Genomic DNA, 14698 nt, shown 5'->3' with positions numbered 1-14698 from the left:
AACGGTCGGCAGGCCGGGTTTATTTGCCCTCGGCCACCAGAAAATCGACGGAAGGGGCGAAGAAGGCCGCGCCGGTCACCGCCCGGGTGAAGCGCAGCAGGTGGTCGAAGTGGCTGCCTTCCCCTTTGTACATACTGGCCAGCATGGCGTTGAAGTGCAGCGGCGTGCGGCAGCAGGAGATGAAGTAGAGCCCCTGCTCGCTCATGGTGCCCCAGGGCATGCTCTGGCGCAGGATCTCCATGGACTCCCCCTTCGGGGTCTTGAGGTTGACCCGCTTGATGTGGGAAGTGAGCGGCTTGTCGGCGGACTCGTATTCGATGTTGTCGACCTTGGTGCGACCTATGATGTCTTCCTGCTCCTTCAGGGCCAGCTTCTCCCAGTCGCTCATGGCGTGGACCCAGCGCTGCACGTGGATATAGGAGCCACCGGCGAACTCGCCGCCGTCCAGCAACGCCACCTCGGCGCGGTGCTCATTCTGCGGGTTCTCGGTGCCGTCGACGAAACCGGTCAGATCCCGGCAATCCTGGTTGCGAAAACCGCGGACTTCCTCGGCCAATTCAACAAGCCCGGCCAGCAGGGCCATGACGCGATGACCGGCATGATGCAGCACGTCCACCCGATCAGCACGCAATTGTACGAAGAGATCGAACGGGGTATTGGGGGCCTCCTGACCGTTTGCGGATTGCGCCATGAAACCGCGGAACTGGGGCGGCCGGGCGACAGGATAGAGATCATCCCAGGCGTCGGCCCCGACGGCGACCAGACCGCTGAAGGCCGCATCGGGGAAGTCGGCGCTCACCGCCTCCCAGAGTGCTGGCAGGCTGGCCAGGCGGGAGGTCAGGGCAGCGGCGTCACCGGTGCGATTGAACATCAGATAGAGGGCGTGCAGATTCGGCTCTGCGCAGATCCCGGCTTGGGCTTTCATGTCTCTCTCCAAGTGCGTTGGCTATGGGCGTGGCGCGATTATAAACCAGCGCGCTTCCAGTTCATTGATTTCACGACAATACCACGCACTCAGGGCAAGGGGTCAAACAACACCAGGGCATGAGGCGCCACGGCCACCCGCGCACGCTCCCCTTCCAGGGGCTCACCGATGCTGGCTTCCAGTTGCTGGCCGCCACACTCGACCAGAACCCGGCAGTGATGGCCCAGGAACTGTTGCTCACGCACCCGGAGCTCACCGTCATCCGCCGCCGTCAGCGCCAGTTGCTGGGGTCTGAGCATGAGCTGCAACCGCTCCCCCACCGCGCGGCCATGGGGCTCCTGACCGCAGATGGTTCCAAGGAGGGTCTGCACGCAGTGACTGTCCACCACCTCGGCCGCCAGATAATTGACCCCGCCGAGAAACTCCGCCACGAAGCGGTTCCCGGGGCGGCGATAGAGCTGCTCCGGCTCCCCCACCTGCTCGATGCGACCGGCACGAAACAGGGCCAGCCGGTCGGCGAAGGCGAAGGCCTCTTCCTTGCTGTGGCTGACGAAGATGGCACCAATGCCCTGCTGTTTGAGCAGGGCGCGGATCTCGAGGATCAGCTTCATCCGCACCTGGGTGTCGATGTTGGAGAAGGGCTCGTCCAGCAGCATCAGGCGCGGCTTGCACACCAGGGCGCGGGCGATGGCCACCCGCTGCTGCTGGCCGCCGGAGAGCTGGTGGGGATAGCGCTCCCCCAACCCCTGCAGGTTGACCAGCGCCAGCGCCTCTTCCACCTGCTGCTGGCGGCTGCCGCGATCCTGCCCGGTCAGTCCGAAGCCGACGTTCTCGGCCACCGTCAGGTGAGGAAAGAGAGCGTAATCCTGGAAGATCATGCCGATATGGCGGGCCTCCGGCGGCACACTCACGCCGGGGGCATCGAGCAGGGTCTCTCCCAGCCGGATCTCCCCCTGGGCCAGGGGCAGCAGACCGGCCACCGCCTTGAGCAGCGTGGTCTTGCCACAGCCGCTGGCCCCCAGCAGACAGACTATCTCGTTGTCGGCCACCTGCAGGGAGAGCTGCTCCAGCACGGGGCGGCCATTGTAGTGACAGCTGACCTTCTCGATATTCAGGCAGGACAAGGTTCTTTTCCTCTCGCGTAGTGATGCCGGACGGGGCCGTTCAATGGCCTGGACCATCCAGGGTACGGTTGATCCACAGCAGGGGAACCAGCCCCACCAGCACGATGACGATGGCACCGAGCGCCCCCCGCTCCAGCATCTCGTCCGAGACGAACTGATAGACGTGGGTCGCCAGGGTTTCGAAGTTGAACGGCCGCAGCAGCAGGGCGGCGGGCAGCTCCTTCATGGATTCGATGAACACCAGCATGGCGCCGGCAAAGAGGCCGCGCCGTACCAGCGGCAGGTGAATGCGACGCAGCATGCCGCCCGCCCCCTGCCCCAGAGAGCGGGCCGCCATGTCGAGGCTGGGGGAGATCTTGCTCATGCTGCTCTCCACCGACCCGATGGCGATGGCCACGAAGCGCACCAGATAGCCGAACACGATGGCGGTGAGGGTGCCGGTCAGGAGCAGACCGGGGCCCGGCATCCCGAGCCACTCGGCCAGATCGTTGATGCCAAAATCCAGGGCCGTGAGCGGCACCAGCACGCCGATGGCCAGCACGGTCCCCGGCATGGCATAGCCCATGGCGGCGAGGCGCAGGGGCAGCAGGCTGCGAGTCCCCCCATCGAGGCGACGGAAGAAGCCGAGCAGCAGGGCAATGGCCATGGCCAGCAGGGCGGTCAGGGCCGAGATGGCGAGGCTGTTGCCCGCAAAGCGCACGAATTCGGGCGTCCACGACAGCGCGAAGTAACGCACCCCGTAATCGAACAGGATGACGAACGGCAGGGCGAACCCCGCCAGCACCAGGCCCCAGCACCAGAGCCCGGCCAGCACGCCCCTCAGGCCCCCGAGGGGGTAACGCAGGGGCTGCTCGAAGCCCATGGACTTCTGGAACACCTGCTGGCGCTGGCGGGAGCGGCGTTCCAGCGCGATGAGCAGCACCACCGCCAGCAGCATCAGACAGGAGAGCTTGGCGGCGGTCGCCAGGCTGCCGTAGCCTAGCCAGGTGTCGTAGATGGCGGTGGTCAGGGTATTGATGGCAAAGAAGTGGACGGTGGCAAAGTCCGCCAGAGTTTCCATCGCGACCAGAGATGCCCCCACCATGATGGCCGGGCGGGCCAGGGGGAGGCTCAGGCGGCGAAAGCTCTGCCAGGGGGTGCAGCCGAGCAGACGGCTGGAGTGAATGAGGCTGACCGACTGCTCCAGGAAGGAGGCCCGTGCCAGCAGATAGACATAGGGGAAGAGCACCAGCGCCAGCACCCAGGCGGCGCCCCCGAGGGAGCGAATGGCCGGGAACCAGTAGTCGGTCGGTCCCTGCCAGCCAAACAGGGCACGCAGCCCCGCCTGCAGCGGGCCCGAGTAGTCGAGCAGGTCGGTATAGACGTAGGCAACGATATAGGAGGGCATCGCCATGGGCAGCATCAGCGCCCATTGCAGGGCGCGGCGCCCCGGCACCTCGCACATGGCCACCAGCCAGGCGGTGGGCACTCCGAACAGCAGGCTGAGGCAGACCACCCCCAGCACCAGGCCGGACGTGTTTCGCAGATAGTCGGGCAGTACGGTATCGGCGAGGTGGGCAAACAGTTCCCCATCAGCCGAGAAGGCGGAGAAGACCAGGGCGAGTACCGGCAAACCCAGCAGCAGGGCGGTGGCCCAGCTGCCGGCAATCCATCCAAAATGTTTCATGAGTCCACAGAAGTTGATGGGGCCGTTGGCCCCATCTGATTACAAGTCGAATTTCACTTCATCCAGCAGTTGCAAGGCGTCCTTGCGGTGCTTGGCATAATCGCTGACCGGCATGGGGTCAGACTTGAACGTGCCCCAGGACTTGACCATGGCAGAAGGCTCGACCCCCGCCTTGACCGGGTACTCGGCATTTACATCCGCATACATGTGCTGGGCGGTATCCCCGGAGAGGAACTCCATCAGCTTCTGTGCTGCATCCTTGTTCTTGGCATACTTGGTCATGGCCACGCCGCTCACGTTGACGTGGGCACCGCGATCACCCTGGTTCGGGAAGTTGATTTCCACCGCGTCGGCCCAGGACTTCTGCGCCGGGTCCTTCAACATGGCACCCAGGTAGTAGCTGTTGCCCAGGGAGACATCACAGATGCCGTCCTTGATCGCCTTGACCTGATCACGGTCGTTGCCCTGGGGCTTGCGCGCCAGGTTGGCCTTGACCCCTTCCAGCCAGGTCTTGGTGTCCGCCATGCCGTGATGGGCAATCATGGACGAAACCAGCGCCACATTGTACTCGTGCTTGCCGCTACGGGTACAAATTTTTCCTTTGAATTCAGGCTTGACCAGATCTTCGTAGCGGATGGTGTCGAGCTTGCCGAGACGCTCCTTGCTGGAGTAGATGGCACGCACCCGGGTGGTCAGGGCGAACCAGCTGTTGTCCGGATCGCGATAGATGGAGGGGATGTTCTCCTGCAGCGTCTTGCTGTCCACCGGCTGCACCAGGTCCTTGTCCACCAGCTCGGTCAGACGGCTGATGTCCACGGTCAGCATCAGATCGGCCGGAGAGAGCTTGCCTTCCCGTTCCAGACGCTCGTTCAGCCCCTCTTTGGCAAACACCACATTGACCTTGATCCCGGTCTCCTTCTCGAACTGCTGGATGATGGGCTTGATCAGCTCATCCTGACGGTTCGAATAGACGTTTACCTCCTGGGCGGCGAACGCCGACTGGGCGACAAGCGTGGAGAAAGCCAGTGCCAACATCTTCATTTTCATCATCCGTTCCTTGTCTGCGTAAAGAGTGATAACCATTTTCGTTTGCATTCTGCATGAATCGGGAGGAGAGGATCAAGGCGGTTTGCTGGGTTGGAACGATCTATTTAATCAGCGGCCAAACAAAAAGACCGGATGGAATCCCATCCGGTCTTTCGACGACCACCCCTTCACACTGTCGGCAGAACCTGCCCGGACCTTTGCCCGACCCGGCCGGGCAAAGGAGCGTACTCAGAGCGCCTCGTCGTCGCTCTCACCAGTACGAATACGCACCGCTTGCAGCAGGTCATAGACGAAAATCTTGCCGTCACCGATTTTGCCGGTATAGGCAGCCTTGCAGATGGCCTCGATCACCCCTTCGACGTTCTCGTCTGCGGTGGCGATCTCCAGCTTCACCTTCGGCAGAAAGTCGACCTGGTACTCGGCCCCCCGGTATAATTCGGTGTGCCCCTTCTGGCGACCAAAACCCTTCACTTCGGAGACGGTCAGGCCTTCCACCCCCAGGTTGGCGATGGCCTCGCGCACGTCGTCCAACTTGAAAGGTTTGATAATCGCAGTAATCAGCTTCATCTGGTTGCTCCCAATCCATGGTATGTCACGAATGGGTCATCAATTCTTGTGCCAAGTATTTTTATCGTTTATTTTCATATAGATAGACATGACACTCTGAGCCAGAAAGGCTCAGGATCACCAAGGAAGCGCATCTCGCCCCATAATGAGGCACCAAGCTGCACCAGACTCCCTTGATGCACCAAATGAGAGCATCACCCCATGTTAGTCATCTCCAACAGCGTGATCATCCCCTGGCATGAACTGCAATTCCAGACCATGCGGGCCCAGGGCAATGGCGGCCAGCACGTCAACAAGACCGACTCCGCCGTCTGGCTGCGCTTCGATTATCGCGACTCCCCCAGCCTGCCGCCGCTCTACAAGGAGGGACTGGAGCGGCTCAGCGACAACCGGGTTCACGACGGCTTCATCCAGATCAGGGTCGAGACCCATCGCAGCCAGGACATGAATCGCAAGGAGGCCATGAGCCGCCTGACCGAGCTGCTGAAAAAAGCCGCGTGGCGCCCCAAGGCCCGCCACGCCACCAAGCCGACCCGCAGCTCCCAACGCAAGCGGGTCGATGCCAAGAAACGCAAGGGAGAGATCAAATCCACCCGCGGCAAGCCCGTGCTGGAGTGACCTGCCACAACCCCGAGGACAAGAGAATGCAGTACAGCTTTTGTGAATGTGCCAAGGGGCCCCTGCTCATCGCCATCGATGGGGCCGGGCTGCGCCACGTGGAATTCATGCAAGGGGAGCGCCCCGTCCTGCCGCAAGCGGAGTGGCAGCGGGATGATGCCGCCCTGGCCCCCTTTGTCGAGCAATTTGCCGCCTACTTTGCCGGCCGCCTGCGGCGCTTCGATCTCCCCCTGGCCGCCACGGGCACACCATTCCAGCAGGCCGTGTGGCGGGCGTTGTGCGACATTCCCTACGGCGAGACCGTCAGCTACCTCCAGATTGCAGAGGCCATCGGCAACCCCAGGGCCGTGCGGGCAGTGGGCGCCGCCAACGGCCGCAATCCCCTCAGCATCATAGTGCCCTGCCACAGGGTCATAGGGCGCAGCGGTGAACTGACCGGCTACGGGGGAGGTATCCCCATCAAGCGCTGGTTGCTGGCACTGGAGCAGGAGACCGCAGACCACTTCGCGCTGACCCCATGAAAGGGTGCGCCTCCTGTCAAATGCGGGTTGCGGGTGCAGGCACCACAGACCGCAGGCCACTTGCGCGGATCCTCTGACGAGCGGCATCTTCATCACATACGAGTTGCTGGGCCCAACAGAAGACCGCAGGCGGCGTTGCACTGCCCATGACGGACAGCATCTCCATCACATGCTGGTTGCTTGCCATCTGACAGTATGGTTGCGTGATGTGTTGAGCCTGCACCGGGATAATCTGCTGCCGGATCCGCCCCATGGCAGGAGCATGCCCACCGCCCCGATTCATCTTTCCTTTGAGCTGTACAACAAAATAAATCACTGATTATTTATTTTATTTCAGCATCAATCATTTAAAAATCACATTGCGGCAGCATTTTGAAAATGAACACAGTATGAAGAATCGCCTCAGAAGCGCTTCAGAGAGCATCAGGCATCATGGCTTCACACTTGGATGGGACGGCTCATCCCTCATTCAGGTGGCACCCATGTGACGCTTCCAATCTGTCTTTTCCCCGCGCCTCCCCAGAGGCGCTTTTTTTTGCCTGCAACCGGGTGCAAAAAAGCCCGCCGAAGCGGGCAATGACCGGAAGGTGCTGACTTCCAGGGTCTATCAGAGGGCGAGGAACAAGCCTGCCAGGGAGGCGCTCATCAGGTTTGCCAACACCCCCGCCAGGATGGCGCGCATGCCGTAGCGGGCGATGAAGGACTTGCGCTCCGGCACCATGGCCCCCAGGCCGCCGATGAGGATCGCCATGGAAGAGATATTGGCGAAACCGCACAGGGCGAAGGTGACGATGGCCTTGCTCGACTCGTTCAGGGTCTGATCCTGCACCAGGGCGATGAAGGCGACGAACTCGTTGATGACGATCTTGGTGCCGATCAGGGCACCAGCCGCCTGGGCCTGATCCCAGGGAACGCCAATGAGCCAGGAAACGGGGGCAAACAGCCAGCCCAGGATGATCTGGAAGCTCAGCTCCAGCCCCACCAGGTCGCCGGCCCAGCCCAGCAGGCCGTTGAGCAGGGCGATCACGCCGACGAAGGCCAGCAGGGTCGCCCCCACGGCGACGGCGATGTTGAGACCCGCCATGGCACCATCGGCGGCCGCTTCAATGACGTTGGTGGCGCGGGGGATCTCCACGTCTTCGTGGTGATCTTCCTCTTGCGCGGCGGGCGGCACCAGGATCTTGGCCATGGCAAGCCCGGCAGGGGCGGACATGAAGGCCGCCGCAATCAGGTATTTCAGCTCGACCCCGATGCTGGCGTAGCCCACCAGGGTGCCGCCAGCTACCGAGGCCAGTCCGCAGCTCATCACCGCAAAGAACTGGGAATCGGACATCCTGGAGAGATAGGGTTTGACCACCAGCGGCGCTTCCACCATGCCGACAAAGATGTTGGCGGTGGCAGAGAGGCTCTCGGCGCGGCCGGTGCCCAGCAATTTCTGCAGGCCGCCGCCGAGCAGGGCGATCACTTTGGGCATCAGGCCGATGTGATAGAGGATGGCGATCAGCGCGGAGAAGAAGATGATCACCGGCAGCACGTTGAAGGCGAAGATGAAGCCCAGCTTGAACTTGGCCAGATCCCCGAACAGGAAGGCAATCCCCTCCTGGCCGTAGCCGATGACGCTGCTGACGCTCTCGCTGACACCGTTCAAGACCTGCTGACCGGCGGGCAGCCAGAGCACCAGGGCGGCGAAGAGCACTTGCAGGCAGAGGGCAAAGCCCACTGTTCGCAACGGGATACGACGACGATTATCAGAGCAGAGTGCGGCCAGGGCCAGGATGCTCAGGATACCAAGCAGGGCAATCATGGGGATTCCATCCAGTGAGGCTGAAGATGGGCGCGGATTCTGCTCCCCTCCCCTCACCGCCGCAACCCCGCCGGGTTACAACCCTGTTAGCAAAAACGTTTGCACGATATCGGTTGCGCCAACTGACTGATTTGACACAACTTTGAAACCGCACTCACGCCAGTGTTCTTGTATGGAAACGATTATTCCTCGGTGCCGGACAATTTCCCCCCGAGCCAGGGTGTGAGTCGCTGCGCCCAGTAGGGCCCGGGTCCGAAGCTCTCCTTGAGGAAGTCGATGAAGAGGCGGATCTTGGGATCCAGATGCTCTCGCCTGGCATAGACGGCGTGCACCGCCATCTTCTGGTTCGGTTGCCACTGGGGCAACAGAGGGATGAGCTGACCAGATTGCAGCTCCTTGTCCAGCAGGTAGTTGGCCACATAGGCGATGCCGAGCCCGGCCAGGGCGGCGTCCCGCACCGCTTCCGCCAGATCCACCCGATAGTTGCCCGCCACCTGCACCGTCTGGCGCTCCTTGCCCTGGCGAAATGACCACTCGTGGTAGCGCCGCTCCCGGCTCTGGTAGGTGATGCAATTGTGATGGGCCAGATCCCTGGGGTGCAGTGGTGTGCCGTGACTCAGCAGATAATCCGGCGAGGCCACCAGCACGAAACCGATGTCTGCCAGTCGCTGCCCTACCAGGGACTCGGGTTTGTCCTCGTAGGTGGTGATCCAGAGATCCAGCCCCTCATCCACCAGATTGGTGCGGTGATCGAACAGGGACACCTCCAGCTCCAGATCCGGATAACGTGCCTGAAACGCCTTGAGGCGCGGGATCACGTGCAACCGCCCGAAGGATTGACCAACCCCCAGATGGAGCACACCGCTCACCTTGCCACGGCGCTCCGCCACCATGGACTCCGCCTCCAGCGCCACCGCCACCAGAGCGCGGCAGTGGCGGGCATACTCCAGACCCAGTTCGGTGAGCCCGAAACGGCGGGTAGTGCGCTGTACCAGCTGGGCGCCGAGCGCGGTTTCCAGCAGGGCGAGCTGCTTGCTGATGTGGGATTTGGAGACCCCGAGGCGGCGCGCAGCCGCCGAGATGCCCTGTTCACGAACCAGGGCATCGAAGATCACCATTTGGGGAAGACGTTGCAGCACGGTGTCACCGGAGTGGATGGCGGGGCCGCATTATTCCAGAGTGGCCCGCCATGGGGTAGGGTCAGTGCCCCAGGGCATCGATGATCTGCTGTTTGAGAGGATCATCCGACGGATTCTGGTTGGCGCCATAGCTCGCAATCAGCTTGCCGTCCCGCCCGACCAGGTACTTGTGGAAGTTCCAGTTGGGCGCATCACCGTCGGCAGCAGCGGCCAGCCCCTTGAACAGCGGCACCGCATCCGAACCCCGCACCGCCACCCGGTTGAACATGGGGAAGGTCACCCCGTAGTCCCGGCGGCACACCTCGGCGGTCTTGTTCTCGTTGCCCGCCTCCTGCCAGAAATCGTTGGAGGGGAAGCCCAGCACCATCAGTCCCTTCTCCTTGTAGCCCTGATAGAGGGCTTCCAGATCCCGGAACTGACCGCTGTAACCGCAGTAGGAGGCGGTGTTGACCACCAGCACCACCTTGCCCTCGGTCAACTGACAGAGGTTGTGGCGCTGGGTGCTGTTGAGCTCCCGCATCTCCACGTTGAAGTAATCGGGGCAGGCGGCAGAGACCGCCCCCGAGCCGAGCATCAGCAGCAGGGTGAACCATTTCATCGACGTGACTCCCATTGTTTTGTCCATCATACGCAAGACCCCGGAATCTGGTTCAGGGATCAGTGCAGGGGGATCCCGGTCAGCCAGCCGTGTCCCCAGAAGATAAGCAGAGCCGTGAGGGCCAGCCCCGTCCCCAGACTGATCCCCGTCCCCTGCCAGGTGGCGGCGGCACGGGGGTGACGACCCCACTCCCGCATCGAAATCCAGACGATGCTGATGAGAGCCCAGAGACCGAGCCCGCCAAACAGCACCAGAGAACGCGCCTCGCTGTTCACCGCCAGATGGGCCCCCGACCAGAGCAGCACCCCGAGCAGCTGGGGATGCACCAGCCAACGGCGGAAATGGTTCGCCCCCTGCCCCGCACACAGCAGGACAAGGGCGATCGGCATGATCCCCATCACCAGGGTGGGGCCCCAGACAGGCAGAAAATAGAGGGGCATGGGGCTGGCACTGCGCCAGCCTGCGAGGATGCAGCCGATGGCGACGAACACCAGCAGCGAGAAGAGCCCCTTGTAGCGGTTCTCCCCCAGCCGCTCCCGCAGACGGGCGCGGTGCTGTGCCGCGAAACAGGGGTAAAGATGAGTCAGGGTGAACAACACCACCCCCAGGGTCAGCAGGATCATGGCTCGCTCCTCGCATATTGCCCCCCGGAATGGGAAGCCCTCCCTCAGGCGGGCCTTGTTTCTCGTGGCTCCCTCACTGTCGGGAGATCACTATGCCGCAAAGCCCCTTCTCAGAATACAAAAACCATATGAAAGACAGCAGGATAATAAAAAAAGCCGACCCAAGGATCGGCAAGTGCGTCAGAGGTGCCACGCCGGGCCGCTCACTCTGCTGCACGGGGCAGGGTCAGGCCGATGCACCGCATCGGCCGGGAGAGAGGGTCATTTGCGCAGCAGGTAGAGAGCCGCCACGTTGCGGGCCGTGAGCTGCAGGTTGGTGGTGGCGGTGGCCAGCGCCTCCGGCAGGGACATGGCCCGATTGACCACGGCGAACACCGCATCCAGCCCATGCTCGTGCACCACGCCGCAGTCATCGGTGAGGCATCCGGCGATGCCGATCACCGGCTTGCCGAACTGTTTGGCACAGCGAGCTACCCCGATGGGCGTCTTGCCATGGATGGTCTGGCTGTCGATGCGGCCCTCGCCGGTGATGACCAGATCCGCATCGGCCACCGCCTCGGCCAGGTTCAGCGCCTCGATGACGATCCGGATGCCGGGTTTGAGCTCGGCGCCGAGCAGCCCCACCAGGGCTGCCCCCATGCCGCCTGCGGCCCCCGTTCCCGGGATCTCCTTCACCTGCTTGCCGAGCGCCTGCTCGATACAGTCCGCGTAACGGGCCAGATTGGCATCCAGCTCGGCCACCATCTCGGGAGTTGCCCCCTTCTGCGGACCGAACACGGCGGACGCCCCTTTCGGGCCGCACAGCGGATTGTCCACGTCGCAGGCCACCTCGATGTGGAGCCCGCTCAGACGTGGATCCAGCCCGCTCAGGTCGATGGTGGCCAGCTCGGCCAGACCGGCACCGCCCGGCGCGATGGGGGTACCATCTGCTTTCAGGAGCTTGCCGCCGAGTGCCTGGATCATGCCGGCACCGCCGTCATTGGTGGCGCTGCCGCCGATGCCGAGGATGAGGTGGTTCACCCCCATCTCCAGCGCGGCCAGGATCAACTCCCCGGTGCCGACACTCGAGGTGAGCCGCGGATTGCGCAGCTCGGGCGCCACCAGATGGAGGCCGGAGGCCGCCGCCATCTCGATGACGGCGCGCTTGCCATCCCCCAGCAGGCCCACGAAGCCCTGCACCCTGTTACCGAGGGGGGCGGTCACCTCGACCGGCAGGATGCGACCACCGGTGGCATCCACCAGAGACTGCACCGTCCCCTCGCCGCCATCGGCCATGGGCAGCTTGACGTAGGTGGCATCCGGCAGCACCTGCTTGAAACCGGCCTCGATGGCATCGGCCACCGCCATGGCGCTCAGGCTCTCCTTGAATGAATCGGGGGCGATCACAATTTTCATATCAGTTCCTTAGGCGAGGCCAAACACGCCAAACATCAGGGTGGAGACAACGGCGATGGTCAGACCGACCGCGGTTTCGTAGGGGATGAGCTTGAGTCGCTCGCCGACGCCCATGTGGACGCTGCCGCCGGTGGCATGGAAGAAGGAGCCGTGGGGCATGTGGTCAAACACGGTGGCGCCGGCGTGGATCATGGCGGCCCCTGCCAGGCTGCTGATCCCCAGTTCAATCAGAGTGGCGCTGAACACGTTGGAGGCCACCACGGTCCCGGCCGTGGTCGAGGCGGTCGCCAGCGACATCAGGGCACCGGAGATGGGGGCCAGCAGATAGGAGGGCAGACCGGAAGCGGTCAGGCCGCTGATGAGCACATCTTTCAGGCCGGAGTTGGCGATGATGCCCGCCAGGGTCCCCGTCCCCAGCAGCATGATGGCCACCGGCGCCATGCGGGCCAGGCCCGAGACGGCAAACTGGTTCACCTTGGTGAACTTGCCCATCATCAGGGCCCCCACCAGGCCGCCGAGGGGCAGCGCAATGAGCGGGTCCACCACGATGCCGGCGATGGGACGCAGGGCCAGCAGCAGGATGGCGACCAGGGGCGCACTGATGGCGGCGGCAAAGCCGGGCAACTTGGCACCGTCAAAGCTCACCACCTCGTCGGCGGCCACCTTGCTGCCCCGGTTGTTGAGGCGCTTGGCGAGCCAGTAGGCCATCACCAGACCGAACAGGCCGGGAATGATGCCCGCCGCCATCACCGAGGTGAGAGGCAGGTGGAAGGCGTCGGCTGCCGCGATGGCGTTGGGGTTGGGAGACATGACGTTGCCCGCCTTGCCACCGCCTATCATCGCCAGCAGGATGGCCGCCTTGGAGAGATCGGCACGGCGGGCGATGGCCAGCGCAATGGGGGCGACCGTGATGACGGCCACGTCCACGAAGACGCCGACCGCGGTCAGGATCAGGGTGGCCAGCGCCAGGGCCAGCAGGGCGCGGGTTTCGCCGAGTTTCTTGACGATGGTCTCGGCGATGGTGGTGGCGGCGCCCGATTCGATGAGCACCCCGGCCAGCACACCCGCCGCCAGGATCCGCATCACTGCCGTGGTGATCCCCTGGGCGCCGCCGATCATCAGGGCGACGGTCTGGGTCAGGTCGGCGCCACCGATCAGGCCACCGGCCAGGGCACCGACAATCATGCCGTAAGCGGGCGGCACCTTCTTCAGGATGAGGAAGATGGCGATGGAAAGCGCGGCGAGCGCGCCGAGCGCGCCGAGCGCGGAGACTGGGATCATGACGGGCACCTTGTTGTTGTAATGAGTGGCGCCATTATGGGGATCCCCGCCTGGAATGCTTTGGCCATAAAACCAAAAAAAGCATTTACCGGCCTTGTATTTTTGTTAGAAATGACAAATCAGCTATCGAGACTGAGCCCGAGATAGAGCAGAAACTTGTCATCTAACTTGTTGAAATTCAAGCCGGTTATCTGCTCTATCCGGGTCAGTCGATAACGCAGGGTGTTGGGGTGAATGAACAGGGCTTCGGCACAGGGATGCAGATCACAATCCTGCAAGAAATATTGGCGCAGCGTCTTTTGCAGCGTTCCCTTTGTGTCCTCCTGCGCCAGCTTTTGCAGCGGAGCCCGCAGCTGATCCGCCTGCCAGGAGTCCGCCAGGGTGCCGAGCAGCACTGAGAGCCGGTAATCCTCGAAGAAATAGACCTGCTTGCGGGGCGACTGGCGCATGCCACGGCGCAAGGTGTCTCGCGCCGTCTGGTAGGAGAGCGCCAGCCCGGGGATGCCGGCGAAGTAATCACCCACCCCGATGCGAACCTTGAAATGGGGAATACGGGAGAGCAGCTGCCGGATCCGGCTGCGCTCCTGCGCCGACTGCCAGACGCCGTCGCTGAGCTGGGCGGGTTTGAGCACCACTATCTCGTCCAGGCCGTTGATGGCCACCAAGTTGTCCCGCTCCGGGTTTTCCAGCAGGTGAACCAGCTCCCTCACCTGGGCGGGCTCGGCCTCCTCCAGCGCCAGCACGGCCACCACCCGGGGCTGGGCGAGATCCAGCTCGAGGAAGCGGGCCACCTGTTGCAGTTGATCGGCCCGCCCTTCGCCGCGAATGAGCTGCAACACCAGCTCCTCCTTGTGGCGCTTGTCCCACTGCAACTGCTCGGTGAGTGCCGCCTGTTCCAGGATGAGCTCGGCGGTCATGCGCACCAGCTCGGCGTAAGCACGCACGATGTCCGGATCCCCAGAGATGCCGATGACGCCGAGCAGCTCCCCCTGATAGGCGATGGGCAGGTTGATGCCGGGCCTCACACCCTTGAGCTCCCGGGCGGTGGCCTCGCTTATCTCCACCACCCGGTTCTCGGTCAGGGCCAGCACGGCCCCCTCGTGGCGCTGGTGCAGCCGCTCCGGATTGCCGGACGCAATGATGAGTCCCCGCTCATCCATGACGTTGACCGAGAACGAGAGGATCTTCATCGCCCGGCTGACTATCTGATGCGCGAGCGCGTCGTTGAGCTGCATTGCCTCTCCATACCATTCGTTGACAGGGTCCCCGGCGTGCGCCATCACCGGGATCACCCGTTAAAGATCCCACATCATCAAGACAAGCGCGGGGGGGATCGCTAGAATAGGCCACTTTACGCTATCAGTGCCCCACCATGGATCAAGGATCCGGC

General features: G+C 63.2%; 14 protein-coding genes. 2 read left to right on the top strand and 12 right to left on the bottom strand.

The window, feature by feature from the left end; translation table 11 throughout:
- Positions 1-19: 19 nt before the first annotated feature.
- The 5 genes from BGO64_RS06340 to glnK all read right to left on the bottom strand — a co-directional run bounded on the left by BGO64_RS06340 (position 20) and on the right by glnK (position 5329).
- Entirely contained in the window at positions 20-925 is a 906-nt protein-coding gene (locus tag BGO64_RS06340) for a Dyp-type peroxidase (protein ID WP_286700352.1), read from the bottom strand.
- Between the two features lie 89 nt (positions 926-1014).
- Entirely contained in the window at positions 1015-2049 is a 1035-nt protein-coding gene (locus BGO64_RS06335) for an ABC transporter ATP-binding protein (RefSeq protein WP_200164258.1), read from the bottom strand.
- Between the two features lie 40 nt (positions 2050-2089).
- Positions 2090-3715, bottom strand: a complete 1626-nt coding sequence (locus BGO64_RS06330; protein ID WP_286700351.1) for an ABC transporter permease — start codon at positions 3713-3715, stop codon at positions 2090-2092.
- A gap of 39 nt (positions 3716-3754) precedes the next feature.
- Positions 3755-4762, bottom strand: a complete 1008-nt coding sequence (locus BGO64_RS06325) for a Fe(3+) ABC transporter substrate-binding protein (RefSeq protein WP_286700350.1) — start codon at positions 4760-4762, stop codon at positions 3755-3757.
- A 228-nt stretch (positions 4763-4990) separates the two neighbouring features.
- On the bottom strand, positions 4991-5329 hold the full coding sequence (gene glnK / locus BGO64_RS06320; RefSeq protein ID WP_005332325.1) for a P-II family nitrogen regulator: 339 nt from the start codon (positions 5327-5329) through the stop codon (positions 4991-4993).
- A 201-nt stretch (positions 5330-5530) separates the two neighbouring features.
- On the opposite strand from glnK, the gene arfB reads away from it, so the two are divergent.
- Entirely contained in the window at positions 5531-5947 is a 417-nt protein-coding gene (arfB, locus tag BGO64_RS06315) for an alternative ribosome rescue aminoacyl-tRNA hydrolase ArfB (protein ID WP_053288110.1), read from the top strand.
- Positions 5948-5973: 26 nt separating this feature from the next.
- Entirely contained in the window at positions 5974-6468 is a 495-nt protein-coding gene (locus BGO64_RS06310; protein WP_286700349.1) for a methylated-DNA--[protein]-cysteine S-methyltransferase, read from the top strand.
- A gap of 607 nt (positions 6469-7075) precedes the next feature.
- Here the strand turns inward: BGO64_RS06310 and BGO64_RS06305 are convergent.
- From BGO64_RS06305 to BGO64_RS06275, 7 genes are all read right to left on the bottom strand, one after another.
- Positions 7076-8272: a NupC/NupG family nucleoside CNT transporter gene (locus tag BGO64_RS06305; RefSeq protein ID WP_041214468.1), complete on the bottom strand. Its 1197-nt coding sequence runs from the start codon at positions 8270-8272 to the stop codon at positions 7076-7078.
- A gap of 182 nt (positions 8273-8454) precedes the next feature.
- The gene (locus BGO64_RS06300) at positions 8455-9390 is read right to left on the bottom strand and encodes a LysR family transcriptional regulator (protein WP_286700370.1); all 936 of its coding nucleotides are present in this window, start codon (positions 9388-9390) and stop codon (positions 8455-8457) included.
- Positions 9391-9472: 82 nt separating this feature from the next.
- Positions 9473-10009 carry a glutathione peroxidase gene (locus BGO64_RS06295; RefSeq protein ID WP_010673063.1) on the bottom strand — a complete coding sequence of 179 codons (537 nt, stop codon included), beginning with the start codon at positions 10007-10009 and terminating at the stop codon, positions 9473-9475.
- A 59-nt stretch (positions 10010-10068) separates the two neighbouring features.
- On the bottom strand, positions 10069-10632 hold the full coding sequence (locus BGO64_RS06290) for an NnrU family protein (protein ID WP_182935762.1): 564 nt from the start codon (positions 10630-10632) through the stop codon (positions 10069-10071).
- Between the two features lie 261 nt (positions 10633-10893).
- On the bottom strand, positions 10894-12027 hold the full coding sequence (locus BGO64_RS06285; protein WP_042882141.1) for a glycerate kinase: 1134 nt from the start codon (positions 12025-12027) through the stop codon (positions 10894-10896).
- 9 nt (positions 12028-12036) lie between these two features.
- The gene (locus BGO64_RS06280) at positions 12037-13308 is read right to left on the bottom strand and encodes a GntP family permease (RefSeq protein ID WP_286700348.1); all 1272 of its coding nucleotides are present in this window, start codon (positions 13306-13308) and stop codon (positions 12037-12039) included.
- A 119-nt stretch (positions 13309-13427) separates the two neighbouring features.
- Complete coding sequence (locus tag BGO64_RS06275) at positions 13428-14543, bottom strand: sugar diacid recognition domain-containing protein (RefSeq protein WP_039039965.1); 1116 nt, start codon at positions 14541-14543, stop codon at positions 13428-13430.
- Positions 14544-14698 lie beyond the last annotated feature (155 nt).

Origin of the sequence: Aeromonas sp. 62-46 (genome assembly GCF_001898585.1) — a bacterium.
GTDB classification, from domain to species: domain Bacteria; phylum Pseudomonadota; class Gammaproteobacteria; order Enterobacterales; family Aeromonadaceae; genus Aeromonas; species Aeromonas caviae.
This window is presented reverse-complemented; position numbering and strand designations above follow the sequence as displayed.